At 72.1% G+C, this 16,897-nt stretch carries 13 protein-coding genes; 5 read left to right on the top strand and 8 right to left on the bottom strand.

The annotated features are described in order from the left end of the window. Positions 1-324: 324 nt before the first annotated feature. Complete coding sequence (locus BUB97_RS19055; protein ID WP_245818365.1) at positions 325-1,692, top strand: CoA transferase; 1,368 nt, start codon at positions 325-327, stop codon at positions 1,690-1,692. A gap of 351 nt (positions 1,693-2,043) precedes the next feature. Further along, the gene (locus tag BUB97_RS19050) at positions 2,044-2,841 is read left to right on the top strand and encodes a Bax inhibitor-1/YccA family protein (protein ID WP_073137689.1); all 798 of its coding nucleotides are present in this window, start codon (positions 2,044-2,046) and stop codon (positions 2,839-2,841) included. A 142-nt stretch (positions 2,842-2,983) separates the two neighbouring features. Here the strand turns inward: BUB97_RS19050 and BUB97_RS26950 are convergent, their stop codons facing one another. The 5 genes from BUB97_RS26950 to BUB97_RS19025 form a co-directional block, all read right to left on the bottom strand. Next, entirely contained in the window at positions 2,984-3,931 is a 948-nt protein-coding gene (locus BUB97_RS26950) for a CarD family transcriptional regulator (RefSeq protein ID WP_245818364.1), read from the bottom strand. A gap of 265 nt (positions 3,932-4,196) precedes the next feature. Continuing rightward, on the bottom strand, positions 4,197-4,529 hold the full coding sequence (fdxA, locus tag BUB97_RS19040; protein WP_073137739.1) for a ferredoxin FdxA: 333 nt from the start codon (positions 4,527-4,529) through the stop codon (positions 4,197-4,199). 151 nt (positions 4,530-4,680) lie between these two features. Beyond that, positions 4,681-6,720, bottom strand: coding sequence for a glycosyltransferase family 87 protein (locus tag BUB97_RS19035; protein ID WP_073137685.1), 2,040 nt, complete (start codon positions 6,718-6,720; stop codon positions 4,681-4,683). A 14-nt stretch (positions 6,721-6,734) separates the two neighbouring features. Then, entirely contained in the window at positions 6,735-7,028 is a 294-nt protein-coding gene (locus BUB97_RS19030) for an RNA-binding S4 domain-containing protein (RefSeq protein WP_073137683.1), read from the bottom strand. A gap of 9 nt (positions 7,029-7,037) precedes the next feature. After that, positions 7,038-9,992 (bottom strand): helicase-related protein, encoded by a 2,955-nt coding sequence (locus tag BUB97_RS19025; protein ID WP_073137681.1) that lies wholly within the window; start codon positions 9,990-9,992, stop codon positions 7,038-7,040. A 95-nt stretch (positions 9,993-10,087) separates the two neighbouring features. Between BUB97_RS19025 and BUB97_RS19020 the strand changes: the two genes are divergently transcribed. Further along, on the top strand, positions 10,088-11,269 hold the full coding sequence (locus BUB97_RS19020) for an MFS transporter (RefSeq protein ID WP_073137679.1): 1,182 nt from the start codon (positions 10,088-10,090) through the stop codon (positions 11,267-11,269). Between the two features lie 10 nt (positions 11,270-11,279). Here the strand turns inward: BUB97_RS19020 and BUB97_RS19015 are convergent, their stop codons facing one another. Then, positions 11,280-11,969 (bottom strand): TetR family transcriptional regulator, encoded by a 690-nt coding sequence (locus tag BUB97_RS19015; protein WP_073137677.1) that lies wholly within the window; start codon positions 11,967-11,969, stop codon positions 11,280-11,282. A 203-nt stretch (positions 11,970-12,172) separates the two neighbouring features. Here BUB97_RS19015 and BUB97_RS19010 point away from each other — a divergent pair, with 203 nt between their 5' ends. Next, positions 12,173-12,547: a hypothetical protein gene (locus BUB97_RS19010; protein WP_073137675.1), complete on the top strand. Its 375-nt coding sequence runs from the start codon at positions 12,173-12,175 to the stop codon at positions 12,545-12,547. 228 nt (positions 12,548-12,775) lie between these two features. Next, positions 12,776-15,082 (top strand): MHYT domain-containing protein, encoded by a 2,307-nt coding sequence (locus BUB97_RS19005; RefSeq protein ID WP_073137672.1) that lies wholly within the window; start codon positions 12,776-12,778, stop codon positions 15,080-15,082. Here the strand turns inward: BUB97_RS19005 and BUB97_RS19000 are convergent, their stop codons facing one another. After that, positions 15,083-15,844 carry a metallophosphoesterase family protein gene (locus BUB97_RS19000; protein WP_073137670.1) on the bottom strand — a complete coding sequence of 254 codons (762 nt, stop codon included), beginning with the start codon at positions 15,842-15,844 and terminating at the stop codon, positions 15,083-15,085. After that, entirely contained in the window at positions 15,841-16,803 is a 963-nt protein-coding gene (locus BUB97_RS18995; protein ID WP_073137668.1) for a diacylglycerol/lipid kinase family protein, read from the bottom strand. Before BUB97_RS18995 ends, BUB97_RS19000 begins: the two co-directional genes overlap by 4 nt. Between the last annotated feature and the right edge of the window lie 94 nt (positions 16,804-16,897).

The following is a 16,897-nucleotide window of genomic DNA, read 5'->3' as shown; positions in this document are numbered from 1 at the left end:
TCCAGGCGGCTCTCCCGGCAGCCGACACAAGATACCCGCTGATCTGTCACACCGCCTCTTTCATGCCCCTTGCGGGCAGGGAAACGCCCCGGCGTGGCCGGAGGCGCGGATGCTGCGCGCAAGTTTAAGCGAGCGACAGGATAGGAAGCGTAAATTCCCCGGTATCGAACGCTGGCGTCAGAGCCGCTGTGGCCTGTGTCAGGGCAGGGCAGGGCAGGGCAGGGCAGGGGCGGGAGCCGGCGCATGGCTGGGCGGCGGTGCGGCCGCGTTGCGGGGTGTCCGCTTCCATGCTCGCCTTGCCGCATGGACACGCCGGATCAGGTCTTGTCGCGACTTTGGACGGGGGTGGGGCTGTCGCCTGGAGCCCTGGTACGGGCGCGGCTCTCCGGGGCAGACCCGGTGTTGCCCTCCTCCTTCCGGCTCGCGGCGGCCGCCATGGCGGGAATTGGCGGGGTCGGGCTGGCGGCGGCGGACATCCATCACCGGCGTGGCGGGCCCGCCCAGCGTGTCTTGGTTGAGGCGCGCCACGCACTGGCGGAGTTCCGCAGCGAGCAGCTGATGCGGGTGGGCGGGGCGCCCCTTGGCGACCCCTGGGACGCCATCGCGGGCGCGTATCGCTGCGGCGATGGCCGCTGGGTCCGCATCCACACGAATTTCCCGCATCACCGGGACGGCTTCCTGGCGCTGCTCGGCGCCGCGCATGAGCGCGACGCCGTGGCGCGGGCGCTGGAGGGTTGGGAGGCCGCGCGGCTGGAGGAGGCGGCCGCGGCGGCCGGCCTGCCCGCCGCGATGATGCGGCGCTTTGCGGAATGGGACGCGCATCCTCAGGGCAGGGCGGTGGCCGACCTGCCGCTGATCGAGATCACCCGGATCGGCGATGCGCCGCCCGAGCCCCTCCCGCCGCTCGCGCCCCGGCCGCTGGCCGGGCTGAGGGCGGTGGAGCTGACCCGGATCATCGCCGGGCCGGTCTGCGGGCGGGTGCTCGCAGCCCACGGGGCGGAGGTGATGCTGGTCACCGCGCCGCATCTCCCCTCCATTCCCAGCCTGGTGGTGGATACCGGCCGGGGAAAGCGCTCCGCCGCGCTGGACCTGCGGGAGGAGGCGGGGAGGGATGGGCTGCGGGACCTGATCCGCGGGGCGGACCTGTTTATCCAGGGCTACCGGCCCGGCGCCATGGCCGGGCGTGGCTTCGGGCCGGAGGAGGTTGCGGCGCTGCGGCCCGGGATCGTCTGCGTCTCGCTCTGCGCCTATGGCCGGGCCGGGCCCTGGGCGGGGCGGCGCGGCTTCGATTCGCTGGTGCAAACCGCCAGCGGCTTCAACGATGCGGAGGCCGAGGCGGCCGGCGCGCCAGGCACGCCGAAGCCGCTGCCCTGCCAGGCGCTGGACCATGGGGCCGGGTATCTCATGGCGCTCGGCGCCCTGGCCGCCCTGATGCGCCGCGCGGAGGAAGGGGGAAGCTGGCATGTGCAGGTCTCTTTGGCCCGCACCGGGCACTGGCTGCGCGGTCTGGGCCGCGTGGCGGGAGGCTTCGCCGCGCCGGCGCCCGGGCCCGAGCCGGAGCTGATGGAGGAGAGGGATACCGCTTTCGGGCGGGTGGCCACCGTGCGCCATGCGGCCGTGCTGTCCGAGACGCCGGCGCAATGGAGCCGCCCGCCCGTGCCGCTCGGCACCGACCAGCCCCGCTGGGGATGAGCCGGTCTCCGCCGGGCGGTGCGCTGCCGTGCGGCGCCTTGCCCCGGGCCGCCCCTTTGCCGCCGCGATCTCCTATGCCGGACTCGGGCGGGTGGTTTACGCGCTTCTGGCCGGCGCAATCCTCTGGCTGCCTCTGGCTGCGGAACGCGCGGCCCTCTACGCCCGGCCTTCGCCTCTCCCGCCGAGAGGAGGAAGGTGGCCTCGCCGTGCCAGGGAAGCCGGCTGAGAGGCGCCCCATGACCTTACGGGGATCTTACGAGCAGGTTGCCGCTTGATTTGGATTACAGGAAGTCCATATATCAGCGTCACGGGGGATGGCGGGTGCCGTCCCCGGGAGGAGTTCTGACACACATGGCCTTCGGTCCCGACAACCGGTTCCAGGGCGGTCCGTCCGCCTGGACGCAGCCGATGGGCCGCGCCGCCACCGATGCCGCGACGCTCGATGCCGGCCTGCGCGCCTATATGCTGCGCGTGTACAACTGGATGGCTTCCGGCCTCGCGCTGACGGCCATCACCGCCTACGTGATCGCGAACACGCAGCTGGCCGAGCTGTTCTTCACCGTCGTGCGCACCCCGCGCGGCCTGGCGACGCAGCCGACCATCCTGGGCTTCGTGGCGATCTTCGCTCCCCTGGCCTTCGTCATGGTGCTGTCCTTCGGCATCAACCGGCTCTCCAAGGGCGCGACCCAGGCACTGTTCTGGGCCTTCTGCGTCGCGATGGGCGCCAGCATGGCGAATATCTTCGCCGTCTATGTGGGCGCCTCCATCGCCAGCACCTTCTTCGTGACAGCCGGCATGTTCGCCGCGGTGAGCATCTACGGCTACACGACGAAGGCCGACCTGACGCGGATGGGCGGCTTCCTGATGATGGGCCTGATCGGCATCCTCATCGCGGGGCTGGTCAATGCCTTCATCGGCAGCACGGCGCTGCAGTTCGCGATCAGCGTGATCGGCGTGGTGGTCTTCACCGGCCTCACCGCCTATGACACGCAGCGGATCAAGGCGGACTACATCGAATACGCCTATGCCGAGGGTTCGGATGAGGCGGCCAGGCGTTCGGTCTTCGACGCGCTGGGCCTCTACCTGAACTTCGTGAACCTGTTCCAGCTGCTGCTGCAGTTCATGGGCGTCCGCCAGCAGTCCGACTGATCGGGCGGCACGACGGACAAGCGAACCCCGGGGAGCGATCCCCGGGGTTTCTTTTTGCCCGCGGCACGGGCCGGGGCGCGGATATGAAAAAGCCCGGCTCCCTCTCGGGGCCGGGCCTTGGGGAGGGAAGCGGGCCCGGGGCCTACTTCTCCTTCTCGCTCGTCTTCAGATGGTCCAGCAGCTTCTGGGTCGCCGCGTTCTTGTCCGTGCGGTCCAGCGCCGCGACCTCGGCCGCCAGCCGGTCCAGCGCTAGCTCGTAGATCTGGCGTTCGGAGAAGGACTGGTCGGGCTGGCCGGCGTTGCGGTGCAGGTCGCGCACCACCTCAGCGATGGCGATGGGATCGCCCGAGTTGATCTTCTGCTCGTATTCCTGGGCGCGGCGCGACCACATGGTGCGCTTGATGCGGGCGCGGCCGCGCAGCGTGTCCAGCGCCTCGCCCATCACCTTCTCGGAGGCGAGCTTGCGCAGCCCCGAGGAGGCCGCCTTGGCCATCGGGACCTTCAGGGTCATGCGGTTCTCCTCGAAGGTGACGACGATCACCTTGAGGCTCTGGCCCGCCACCGGAACCTCCTCGATCCCCTGCACCTGGCCGACGCCATGCGTGGGATAGACGACGAAATCGCCCGCCTTGAAGTCCTTCCCGGCATTGCCGAGGGGCTTGGGCGGCGGGGCCGGACGGATGGGGGCCTGGATGATGGGCTCGGGTGCTGGTGCGGTCATGCTGGGGGCGGGCGCCTGGGCTTCGGCCATGCCGGTCGGCGCGCCAGGGCGCTCGGTGGCGCGGGGCGGCTCGGCGGGCGCCTTGGAGGCGGCTTCGGCCTTGGCCGGCGCCTCGATCTTGGCAGGGGAGGAGGTGCGCGCGGCGGCGGCCTTCGGGGCCGGGGCCTTGGCGGCCGGCCTGGGGGCCGCCATAGGGGCCTCCGCTTCGGCCCTGGCGGGCGCCTCGGTTTTGCGCGCCGTGGCGATCGGCTTCGGCATGGCGGTCTTGCCCGCGGCCTTCGCGGCCGGCTTCGCCTCTGCCGGCGTGTCGGCGTTCTTCGGCGTGGCCTTGGCGGTGGAGGCCTTGCTCCCGGCGGCTGCCTTCATCATGCTCTCCGCGATCCTGTGACGCCGCCGGTCCGGGCCGGGATCGGTCCGGCCAGGCGGGGGCTGAGCGCCGGGCCCCGCCATGGCGGAGCCCTTCATGCCATGCGGCGCAGCCCATCCCGCCGCAGGCCGTCACGGCCCGGCGGGAGGGTGCTTGCATTCCGGGGACACCCTATCACGAAAACCCGATTCCGTCACGCGGTGGCCCCTGGACGCGCACGCCTTCTCGCCGGAACGCCCGGGGCGGGCTCGGGTTGGGGCGCTCGGCTCAGGCTTCGCCCGGCGCGGGGTCGAACAGCTCCTTCTTGCCGGGCTTGCCGTCCCACTCCTTCGCATCCGCCGGAGGCTCGCCCTTGCGGGACATGTTCGGCCACTGGGTGGAATAGGTGCGGTTCAGCTCCGCCCATTCGGTGGCGCGGTCGTCGCTGTCGGGGAAAATAGCCTCGGCGGGGCATTCCGGCTCGCAAACGCCGCAGTCGATGCATTCATCCGGGTGGATGACGAGCATGTTCGCGCCGACATAGAAGCAGTCCACCGGACAGACCTCGACGCAGTCCATGTACTTGCAGCGGATGCAGTTCTCGGTGACGACGTAGGTCACGGTCAGCCCCTTCACGGCGCGGGGCGGTAACAGCCCCCGACGCGCGCCCAGATGGACCGAGCGGCCGCAGCATGCAAGCCGCGGTTTCGAGGTGCAGGGCCGCTCTGCGTCGCGGGCCGGGCTCTTTCCGCCAGGGCCGGCCCGGAAGGGATCAGCGGGTGCATTCTCCCGGCCCCGCCTCCCGCAGGCTCATGCTGCGGAGGATGAGGCCCGGCTGGTGCTCCGGGCCGGGGCGCTCGGTATCCAGGAAGTAGAGGTCGAAGACGCCGCCCTGCGCCGGATCCGAGAGGGGCAGGCAAAGGCTGCGGATGCTCCAGCCCGGCCCCGCGCCCAGCGGCCAGTCCGTCGCGGGCTGGCCGTTGGCGAGCATCCTGATGCGGGCAGCCTGCCGGGCGGGGCCGACCCGTCGCAATTCGAAATCCAGGATGCGCGGCTGCCCCGAGCTGGCCGGCCTGAGGACGAGGCGGGCAGTATCGCCGGCCTCGGTGCCCTCGGCGGAGGCGGGGTGCCAGCCCGGCTTGCCCGGCGGGATATCGGCGCTGAGATAGATCCAGCCGCTGCCGGCCGAGGTGAAATCCACGCGCTCGCCGATCGCGAGATCGGGTGCGGCGAAGTTGCGCCGGCCGGCACGGGTGGCCGCACAGAAGATCGTGCTGGAATCCCACCAGCCCGGGGCCCGGAGGCAGGGGCCGGTCGGGACCACGCCATGGCGGGCCAGCATGGCGCGGGTGGATTCCGCCATTGGCTCGTCCTTGCCCAGGGTCCAGATCCGGCCACTCACGGGCGCATCCAGCCCCGCGCGGATCCGCTCCAGCAAGGGGCCGCCTTCGGCGATATCGTTGTCCAGCACCCCGTAGAAGCGGGACTCCTTGGCCAGGGCCGAGACCCAGTAGCCAAGCGGAGCATGGGTGACGAGCATGGTCGCCGGTTGCGGCAGGGCGGAAGGCGGAGCGGGGTGGTAGGCATCGGCCCAGGCCCGGTGGAACCAGTCCGGCGCGCGGGTGCCCAGCACCGCCAGCAGGGCAAGGGCCAGCCCGGCCCGGATACCGGCCTTCCCCGGGAGCAGCGCGGTCGGCAAGGCCACCAGCAGCAGCCCCGCCAGGATATCGAGCGGCACGGCGTACCGATGGATGCTGAAGAGGGAGAGCCATGTGGCGCCACTCGCCAGCAGGAAGACGAGCGCGCGAAGCTGGCCCGGAGAGGCCGGACGAAGCGGTGCCGCATCCGGCCGACGGGCGCGGAGCGCGCGCCCCAGGCTGGGCAACGCGAGCAGCAGGACGAGCAGCATCCGGGGGTCGCGGAAGGCGAGTTCGGCGGTGGGATGGCCGCCCAGCGCGATGTCCAGCGGATAGCGGACCGCCTCGGCGATGCTGCCCGGCAGGAACCGGGGATCGGCGAAGGCGTGGGGAAGGGCGGAAGGGGAGCCGAAAACCTGGTTCAGGGCGGGAAAGATCGGGTTGCCCAGCGTGACCCAGAGAAACCCGCCCCAGATCCCGCCGGTGAGCAGCACGCCGGTCAATCCTCCCAGCGCCGTGCGCCAGGTGGCGCCCCAGGCGGCGTGGAGGCCGGGCCAGGGCAGGAGAATGGCCAGCGCCAGGCCGGGGGCGAAGACGAAGTTCGTCAGCTTCAGCCCCGCCGCCCCGCCCACCAGCAGGCCTGCCAGGGCGAAGAGACGGTGGTCGCCGCGTTCGCAGCCCCGCAGGAGGGCGAGGAGCCCGAGAAGGATGGGGGCGGCCATGAAGAGATCGGCGAAGGTCGTCCCGATCTCCGAGATCGCCATGGCGCTGGCCATCCCGGCCACCACGGCCAGGAGGCGGATGAGGGGACGGCGGGGCAGTTTCTCGTCCAGCAACGCGCCGGCGAGCATCCAGGCGGCGACGACAGTGAGGGCCTGCAGGGCGACGAGGCCGAGCGTGGCCGGGATGGGGGCCAGGCCGTGGCGCAGGAGATAGGGGATCACATAGGGGACAGGGTTGAAGTAGCCCTGGATGCCGGCCGGGCCGACATCCCCGTCATAGCGCCCCTGCAGCAGGGCATGCGCGCCGTAGTCGTGGTAGTTCTGCAGGTCCCAGTTGGAATCCTGCCCCATCCAGAGGGCGCGGGCGGCGAAGAGGGCGAAGCCGAGCGCCCAGACAAGCAAGGGGACGGGCCAGAAGGCGAGCAAGCGGTATCGCAGGTCTGGAGGCTCCATCGGTACGCTGCCGGTCAGCCGGCCGCGATTTCCTCATAGAGGGTGCGGGCCTCGGCTGGCGGGCCACGTCGCTCGGCGAGTGCCTGGACTCGCCAGACCTTCACCGTCCCGCGCTCCGGCCCTCCCATGGCGAGGGTGAGGATGTCACCCGGGCGTAGCCGTGCATGCGGCTTGTCCACGGGCTGGCGGTTCAGCCGGACCGCGCCGCGCTCCACCAGCGCGGCGCAGGCCGAACGGGTCTTGGACAGGCGCGCGCACCAGAGCCACTTGTCCAGGCGCTGCCAGTCCCGGTCCTCCGCCTCCGCCATGCGGTGGGGTCAGGACTTTCCGAGCTTCAGCCTCGCCAGCACGGCGAAGGGGCTGTCGGGGTCCGGGCCCTTGCCGCGCGGCGGCTCGAAGACAGGGCGGGGGGTGGCGGGGCCGTCATCGCGGCGGTCGCGGCGCGGCCCGTTGCCGTAACCACCGCCCCGCTGGCCGTCAGCGCGCGGGCCGTTGCGGGGGCCGCGATCGTCGCGGTTGCCCTGGCGCTCGCCGTTCCGTGGCTCTCCCTGGCGGTTGCCGCCCCGGTCACCACCACGTTCGCCCTGGCGGCCCTGCCGATCGTCGCGGCGGGGACCACGGGGGCCGCGGACCTCGCGATTCTCCGGCGCGGCCTCGGTCCGGGGAGCCCCCTCGGCGGGCGCGGCCTCGGCGCCCCCGGTGTGAGCAGCATCGGCGGGAGCACCATCGGCAGGCGCGGCATCGGCGGGGGCGCCATCGGCCGCCTTCCGTGCCGGGGCGCCGTCGCGGCGGGGGCGGTTGCGGTCACGCCGCTCCGGTCCGCCGCGGCCGCGATGGGCGTCCTCGCGCCGGGCGGCGACGAGCTGCGGGGCCGGCGGGCCGAAGGCGTCCTCGGCCAAGGGCTCGGGCGAGACCAGGCGGAAGCCGAGCGCATTCAGCACGGCCGGCAGCGTGTCGGCCTTGGCGCCGAGGCGGCTGGCGACATCCACCGGCAGGGCGGCGGGGGCGCGGCGGGTCAGGTGGCCCAGCTCGCCCGCGATGCGCTCGGCGACATCGAGGCGGACGAGTGCCGGCCCGGCCTGCACCCAACCCATGGTGGCACCGAAGCCGCGCGGCCAGTCCCGCGGCGGGATGATGGAGACGAGGCCGCCGCCGGGCAGGTCCGGCACCGCCGAATTCGCCTTCAGCGCCCAGAGCTGGGCGCGCAGCGCCATGGGGCGCGGCTTTAGCATCTCCGGGATATACAGGGCGAAGCGGCCGGCGCGGACGTCGATGGCCTTCAGCTTCGCGCGGATCTCGGGCGTCACCTCGCGCTCTGTCCCGCCGGGCAGCAGGCCCAGGAACTCGCGCAGGCGGAAGAGATGGCCGCGCAGCTCCGCATCCTCGGCCGCCTTGGCCTCGGCCTCGATCAGCGGCGCGAAGTCGCGGGCGACGAGGGCGTCGAACCAGGTGGCGAGCTTCGCGCGGATCCGCTCGCGGTCCGAGCCGTCGATGAACTCGGAATCGATGGGCTCGATCACCGGCTTCTCGGGCGTCGTGCCGGGCTTGATCTTGGCGACCTCATGCGCCTCGTCGTCGCCTTCCGCCTTCCAGGTGATGCGCTGGAACTTGGTGAGGGCGAAGGCCTCGTCCGGCGCGGCCTCGAAGGCGGCGACGCGGCGGGGGATCTCCTCGCGCAGCGCCCGGCGGGCGGCGCGCAGCATGACCCGGCGCTCCTCCTCGTCCTCGGCATCGGCAGCCGTCTCGAAGACGAAGCCCTTCACATGGCCGACGGGATGGCCCTCGACCACCACCTCGCCATTCCGCGCGACCGCCGAGAGGAGGTTCTCCTCCCCCTCGTCGAGCTTGCGGATCAGGTGGGCCGCGCGGCGGTCCACGAAGCGGGCGGTCAGGCGTTCGTGCAGCGCGTCGGAGACATGGTCCTCGGCGGCGCGGGCGGCCTCCTGCATGGCGGTAGCGTCCTTCAGCCAGTCGGAGCGGGCGGCGACATAGGTCCAGGTGCGGATGCCGGCAAGCCGGGCCATCAGCGTGTCGAGATCGCCCTCGGTGTTATCGAGGTAGCGGATCTGGGAGGCAGCCCAGTCCGTTGGCAGAGTGCCATCCTCGGCGAGATGCCGGAAGACACGCGCGCAGAAACGTGTGTGGCTCTCGTCGGCCAGCTTGCGGAAGTCCGGAATCTGGCAGGCGTCCCAGAGCAGGCGCAGCCGGGCGCGGCCCTGGGCGAGCTTGCGGATCTCCTGGTCCCGCGAGAGGTGTTCGAGCGTGATGTGGTCGGTGGCGTCGTTGCCGCGGGCCAGGCCCTGGAAGGGGGGCGGCTGGGCGAGGCTGTCCAGCAGCGCGTCGATGCCGGACATGTCGAGGGCGCTGTTCCGCCAGGCGAGCGTCGTCAGCGGCTCGAAATGGTGCCCCTCGATCTTGTGCACGAAATCGTCGGCCAGCGGCGGGCATTCGGCGGTCACGCCGAAGGTGCCGTCCCGCATGCCGCGGCCGGCGCGGCCGGCGATCTGGGCGGCTTCCTGCGGGGTGAGGAGGCGCGGGCGGTGGCCGTCGAATTTCTGCAGCCCGGCGAAGGCGACATGGTCCACATCCATGTTCAGCCCCATGCCGATGGCATCCGTCGCCACGAGGAAATCGACCTCGCGGTTCTGGTACAGCGCCACCTGGGCGTTGCGGGTGCGCGGGCTCAGCCGGCCCATCACCACGGCGCAGCCGCCGCGGCGGCGGCGGATGGCCTCGGCGATCGCATAGACCTCCCCGGCCGAGAAGGCGACCACGGCGCTGCGCGGCGGCAGGCGGGTGAGGCGGGCCGGGCCGGCATAGGTGAGCTGGGAGAGGCGGGGCCGGCTCTCGATCTCGGCCTGGGGCACCAGCCGCTGGAGCAGGGGGCGGATGGTCTCCGCGCCCAGGAACATGGTTTCCACCAGGCCGCGGGCGTTCAGCAGGCGGTCCGTGAAGACATGGCCGCGATCGGCGTCGGCGCAGAGCTGGATCTCGTCCACCGCCACGAACTCCGCCTGGCGGTCGAGCGGCATGGCCTCGACCGTGCAGGCGAACCACTTGGCGCCGGGGGGGATGATCTTCTCCTCCCCGGTGATGAGGGCGACGTTCCGCTCCCCCTTGGCGGCCACCATGCGGTCGTAGTTCTCGCGCGCCAGCAGGCGCAGCGGGAAGCCGATAATGCCGCTGGAATGGGCCAGCAGCCGCGTGATGGCCAGGTGGGTCTTGCCGGTGTTGGTGGGGCCGAGCACGGCCTTCACCCGCGAGGCGAACATCTGGCGTTCTGAGATGGGGCTCATCTGCGGCGACGTGTGGCCCCCCGGGACGGGCTTGGCAAGCGCGGAGGCTGGGGGGAGGTTGTCGGCACTCCATGACCACGTCCCCCTCCGTGCCTGAAACGGCCCCTCCGCTGGCCCGCTTCGCCCTGCTTCTCGCGGCCTGCTTCCTCGGGGTGGGCGTCTCCATGCCCTTCCTGCCGCCCTTCCTGGCCGGAAGGGGGCTCGGGGCGGAGGCCGTGGCCCAGATCCTCTTCGCCGGCTCGCTCATCCGCTTCTTCGTCAGCCCGGCCCTGGGGCGGCTGGCGGACCGGATCGGGGATGGGCGGGCGGTCCTGATCCCCTGCGCGGCGCTGGCCGCGCTGGCGGCGCCGCTCTTCCTGCCGGCCGAGGGGTTCTGGGCGGTGCTCGGCGTCCAGCTCCTCTTCGCGGCCGCCATGGCGCCGCTCAGCCCGGTGGGGGAGGCGATGGCCCTGGCCGCCACCCGCCGGGCCGGGGTGGATTACGGGCCGGTGCGGGCCGCGGGTTCGGCCGCCTTCATCCTGGGCGCCGCCGGGGCGGGGGGCATGGCGGCATGGGGCGGCTATGCCGCGGTTCCCTGGCTGCTGGCCGGTTCCTACGCGGCGGCCGCGCTGGCCGCCTGGCTGCTGCCGCGGCCCCCGGCGGGAGGGCAGGCGCTCCGCCGGGCGGGCGGCGGCGGGCTGCGCGGGGCCTTCGCCCTTCACCTCCTGCGGCGGCCCGGCTTCGGGCGGCTGGTCGCGATCAGCGCGCTGGTCCAGGGCTCCCATGCGGCCTGCTACGGCTTCTCCTCCATCCACTGGGCGCGGGCCGGGCATTCCGCGGAAACCATCGGGCTGCTCTGGGCCGAGGGGGTGATGGCCGAGGTCCTGCTCTTCCTCTGGGCGCGGCCCCTGCTGGGGCGGGTGAGCCCGCGCGGGTTGATGCTGCTGGCGGCTGGGGCGGGGATGCTGCGCTGGGTGGCGATGGGGATCACCACCGAGCTCTGGGCGCTCGTCCCGTTGCAGGCGCTGCACGCGCTGACCTTCGGCGCCCAGTACATGGGCGCGATGCGCTGGCTCTCGGCCAACCCGCCGCCCGGGGAGGCGCTGGCGGCGCAAAGCCTGCACGCGGCCCTGGGGACCACCGGGGCGCAGGCCGTGGCCATGCTGGCGACGGGCTGGCTTTATGCCCGGGTGGAGGGCGGGGCCTTCCTCGCCATGGCGCTGCTCTGCGCCCTGGCGGTGCCGGTCGCCTGGGGATGGCGGGCCGGGCGGTGACCGCGTGGTCCTAGGCGGCGGAACTTCCACCCCGCCCTGGAGAAGGCGCAGGGCTTCCAACAGCCGCAAAGGCGTCGATGGTGGCGAGGCAGCTTCTGACCAGCACGCCTTGCATCAGGGCCTTGCGGGTCTCATCCACATGCTCCCAGCCCATGCCGGGCATTTCGCCCGACGGCTTCACCCGGAAGAAGAGAACCTGGGCCAGCATCCCGAGCGCGATCGCGCGGCATTCCTCGTCCTCGGGCGGGCGGCCCAGGGCGCGGGCGGTCAGGCCGCCGAATGGCAACATGAGAATTCCCAAGGTCGAGCTGAAGGTCCAGGGATCACCTTCCGGCGGCTCGAACTCGGTGCGCGCGAGGAGAATGCTCCAGCTCGGCCGCCAGCCCTCTCCGTGAGCGCCGAGGAAGAAGCCTGAGAGGTTGCCGAGATAGGAGGCCAGCACCCGCCGGGCCTCCTGAGGGGACAGATCCTCCCGCTGCAGCGCGGCGCGCGCTTCCGCCGCGATGGGTTCGAGGAGCTGGTTCGTCCAGTCGACGATGTAGTCCACCGAGGCGCGATACAGCTTCGGCTTTCCGCCGAAATAGTAGTTCAGCGCGGCGATGTTGACGTCGGCGCGGGATGCGATGCCGCGCGTGCTCGCGCCCTTGTAGCCGTGATCGGCGAACTCCTCGATGCTTGCCGCGAGGATGCGCTGCCGCACCTCCTCTCCACGAGGAAACTGCGCCCTTTCTTCGTCGGCTGGCTTCGAACGCTTGCCCGGCGCCGGGGCGTCCGTGCGGAGAGGCGGCCTCATGGCGTCCTTCTACACGCATATCGGGAGCGGGACGACCTGCGGGTTTAATCAGTCGATTGACCTTGTCGGCCGCGCCCGTCTAACTGGGGCCAGCCGCCAAGGAGCCCGTCGTGATCTCGCCGCGCGCTTGCCAGCGAACCATCCAGGCGATGCTTCGCGAGATCGATACCTGCGATGCCTATCGGGGGCAGGGCACGCGCCGGAGCTTCGCCGCCGACACGCTCCGGCGGGACGGGTGCGAGATCTGCCTCGAGCGGCTCGTCGCCCTGGCCGAGCAGCTCCGGGCGGCGGCGCCACGGCTCCATGGCCGCCTCGAGCCCGTGCTCCTGCCACTAAGCGGGCTGGCCGGACGATCTCTCAACCGCATGGACAGCGATGTGCTGTGGAGCTTGGCCGACTATTGCCGCGAGGAACTGCGGCCCGCCCTCCGGCTCGTCGCCGCGCTGCTGCCGCGGAGCATCAAGTCCGGAGGGCAGCCGGGCTAAGGACCTTCCTCACGCGGCATCGGCTGGCCCAGCCGGTCAGCCCGCCAGTTGGGCTTCACCGGTTCCCATGATCCCGGCCACCGGGCGCCTGGAGGGTGCGCTCGGACGCCCGGTCGACAAGTTCCCGGCGGCGGTCTTTCTCCGGACATAGTTGAGGCCTAGCGGGGCGGTGGGCAGACCGTTCCGGTCTACCGAACATCCGACGAGCCGCGGGAGACAGGATCGGAGATGATCATTCCCGGGATGCATGATGCGACGCTGATCGTGCTCTCGATCCTCATCGCCATGGCTGCCTCCTACACCGCGCTCGACCTGGCCAGCCGGATGCGCGCCTCGGCCGGGCTGGCGCGGCACGCCTGGCTGGCCACTGCCGCGGTCGCCATGGGCGGCGGCATCTGGGCCATGCATTTCGTCGCCATGCTGGCCTTCAGCATGCCCGGGATGGAGGTGGGCTATGATCTCTGGCTCACCCTGCTGTCCCTCGCCGTGGCCATCCTGGCAACGGGGCTGAGCTTCCTGTTAGTCAGCCGGGCCCGGACGGGGGTGCCGGTGCTGCTCGCCAGCGGCCTGCTCATGGGGCTGGGCATCGTCGCCATGCACTACATGGGCATGGCCGCCATGAAGATGGCGGCGGATCTGAGCTACGGCCATGGCTGGGTCGCCGCCTCGGTCCTGATCGCGATCGGCGCGGCGACCGTGGCGCTCTGGCTTTCCACCCAGGCCAGCCGGATGGCCGTGCGGGCGGCCGCGGCGGTGGTGATGGGCGTCGCGATCGCCGGCATGCATTACGCTAGCATGCACGGCGCCGTCTTCACGGCCCATCCCGGCGTGGACATGGCGCATGGCTCCGCCAGCCTCAACCAGGTCACCCTCGCCCTCGCCGTCGCGGCCTCCACCTTCTTCATCCTCTTCCTCAGCCTGGCCGCCGCTATGTTCGACCGGCGCTTCGCCATGCTCTCGGAGCGGGAGGCACAGGCGCTGCGGCGGAGCGGGGAGCGCTTCCGCGCGCTCTACCAGCGCACCCCGCTGCCGCTGCATTCCCTCGACCGCGAGGGGCGGATCGAGGATGTGACGGAGGCCTGGCTCGCGCTGCTGGGCTACCGGCGGGAGGAGGTGGTCGGCCGGCCGCTGATCAATTTCCTCACCGAGGCCTCGGCCCGGCGCTTCGTGCAGACGGACTGGCCCGCCCTCACCGGCGGCGGGGCGCTGCGGGAGGTGGAGTACCGGGCGGTGACCCGGGCGGGCGACTTCCTCGACGTGCTGGTTTCCGCCCGGCTGGAGGAGGCCGAGCCCGGGGCGGCGCTGCGCGTGCTGGGCGGGCTGACCGATGTGACGGAGCGGCGGCGCGCGGAGGAGGCGCTGCGGCAGTCCCAGAAGATCGAGGCCATCGGCCAGCTCACCGGCGGCGTGGCGCATGACTTCAACAACTTGCTGGCCGTGGTGCTGGGCAATCTGGAGATGCTGCGCAAGCGCCTGCCGGATGACCCGAAGGCAGCGCGGCTGCTGGACAACGCCCTTCAGGGTGTGCGGCGTGGAACCGGGCTGACGCAGCGCCTGCTGGCCTTCGCCCGCAAGCAGGACCTGAAGCCGCGCGCGGTGGAGGTGCCGGAGCTGGTGCGGGGGATGGCGGAGCTGCTGGAACGCTCCATCGGGCCGATGGTGCGGATCGAGACCCGTTTCCCGACCGAACTGCCGCGCGCCCATGTGGATGCGAACCAGCTGGAACTGGCTCCGCTGAACCTGGCGGTGAATGCGCGGGACGCGATGCCGGAGGGCGGGGCGCTCAGCATCGCCGCGGCGGAGCGCATCGTGCTGCCGGGCGGGCCCGGATCCCTGGAGCCGGGGCGCTACCTCCTGCTCTCCGTCGCCGATACGGGCATGGGCATGGACGCCGCCACCCTGGCGCGGGCGACGGAGCCCTTTTTCACCACCAAGGGCGTGGGAAAAGGGACGGGGCTCGGCCTGCCCATGGCCCAGGGGCTGGCGGCGCAGTCCGGCGGCCGGCTGGTGCTGCGGAGCCAGCCCGGGCAGGGCACCACCGTGGAGATCTGGCTGCCGGCCGCGGAGGCGGAGGCCGCCCTTCCTCCCGCCGAGCCGCAGCCGGCGTCGGAGATCCGGACGGTCGAGTCGTTGCTGGTCCTGGCCGTGGATGACGATGCGCTGGTGCTGGCAAACACCGCGGCCATGCTGGAGGACCTGGGGCACCGCGTGTTGCAGGCCGCGTCCGGCGCGGAGGCGCTGGCCCTTCTGGAGGAGGGGCATCCGGTCGAGCTGGTGGTGACCGACCAGGCGATGCCGGGGATGACCGGCGTGCAACTGGCCGGTGCCCTGCATCTCGCCCGGCCCGGCCTGCCGGTGCTGCTGGTGAGCGGCTATGCGGACCTGCCGGCGGAGGTGGCGGGGCGGCTGACGAAGCTGAACAAGCCCTTCAGCCAGGCCGCGCTGGCGGCGGCGGTGGCCGCGCTGGCGGCCCCTGGCCGCGGCAACATCATCCCGCTGGAGGAAAGGCGGGCAGCCGGGCCGAAATCGGCCTGATCAGCGCCACTCCGTTCCGTCCCAGTGGTGGGAGGTCCAGCGGGCACGGCCGCCTTCCACGGTGACGCGGTTGTAGGCATTGGCCTCTCCCCGAAGACGGGTGGAGGTGGCGGAGCCGGCCTGGAGGACGGTCAGGCGGCTGCCCTCCTCCGCCCGGATGTCGTGCGTGTTGTGGTAGCCGACATGGAGATGTCCCGAGAGGACAAGGCGCACCCCGCCACGGGCGAGATCGCGCAGGGCACGTTCACCCCGCGCGACGACGGGCGTGCCTGGCTGCTCCGGCGGGGCGAGGAAGGGGTGGTGCGCGACCACGATCCGGAAGCGGCCCTCCTCCATGCGGCGCAGGCGGCGGAGCAGGCGCAGCAGCCCGGCCCGCGGCACCTTGCCGTTCTCCCATTGCAGATGCAGGCCGCCGCGCGAGACGGTGTTGAGTCCGAGGACCTGGATCTCCTCATCCTCGAAGACCGGCTCCATCTCGTCGGAGACGAGGCTCTGCCAGCGCCCAAAGGGGTCGAGGAAACGCTCCCAGGGATAATAGGCGGTGATGTCGTGATTACCGGGCACGGCGAGCCAGGGCGGGTTCAGCGCGTCGAGGAAGGCGCGGGCGGCCCGGTATTCGTGCCGGCGCGCGCGCATGGTCAGGTCCCCGGAGACGACGACGAGATGGGCGGGGTCCGCGTTCAGCCGGGCGAGCAGCGCGTCCGTCGCGGCCCGGTCCACCCGGCAGAAGTGCAGGTCCGAGATGTGGTCGATCACCCTCATTCCGGCGGAGGCACCGAAGAGGCCGTGGTGGGCGCGGCCCTATCCTCCGCCGGGGCCGCCTGCGGGGGCGCCAGCACGGCCAGGGCGCGGGGGTGCAGCGTGTAGTTCAGCGGGGTGCGGAGCACCGAGCCCTCGCCGTCATTCATCACGAGCAGGCGGCGCCGGCGGGCGTGGATGGTGAAGGATGGCCCGGTGAGGATGTGGATGCTGTCGGAGCGCTTCCACATGCCGAGCGCCATGGCAATCAGCATCTTCGCCGTCCAGCCGATCGAGAAGTTCCGGCTGACATAGAGGTTGAGCATCCCGCCATCGAGGCGGGAGCGGTGGAACATCAGCCCGGTCCCCTCGTCATAGGCGTTGTTCACCACCGACATCGCGCGGGTCCAGATGCGCCAGGGCTTCTGCCAGCCCGGCGCATTCACCATCAGCCGCATGGGGCGCTGGCGGAGCAGGGCGCGGGCGGCCGCCATGATGACGCGGAGCACGACATAGAGGCCGCCACGGCGCCGGAAGCGCTGGCGGGCGCGGCCGACTGTGTTGGGCAGGCCGATGACGGACTGGCAGGCGAAGATCTGCCCGTTGACCTCACCCAGATCGATCCGGCGGGGGACGGACCGGGCCAGCGCCTCTGCCGCCTCCAACGGGTCCAGCGGCATGCCGAGATCCCGCGCGAGCAGGTTCAGGGTGCCGAGCGGCAGGATGGCGAGCATGCGATCCGTGCCGGCCAGCCGGGCGGCAACGCTGCGCACGGTGCCATCGCCGCCGCCGACGATGATCAGGGGGGCGCCGGTGTCGAGCGCGGCCTGGATCTGGCCGCCGATATCGGGGGCCGCCTCCGCGCTAATCACCGTCAGGTCAAAGCCCGCCCTGCACAGCGCGGCCTCGATGAGGTCGGGCAGCTCCGGCCGGCCCGCCAGGGTGCCGGCGCGGCGGTTCATCACCAGGACGGCGCCTGTCATGGGCTGCCGATCATTTGAGCCAGAATCCCCCGCTTGCGGCGGGCGAACGCCGCGGCCCTTGCCGCGGTTGCGAGAAGGGGCGCGGACCTTGCGG

Origin of the sequence: Muricoccus roseus, from assembly GCF_900141905.1 — a bacterium.
GTDB lineage: Bacteria > Pseudomonadota > Alphaproteobacteria > Acetobacterales > Acetobacteraceae > Roseomonas > Roseomonas rosea.
Note: the sequence above shows the minus strand (reverse complement) of the source record. Positions and strands in the feature narration are given on the sequence as shown.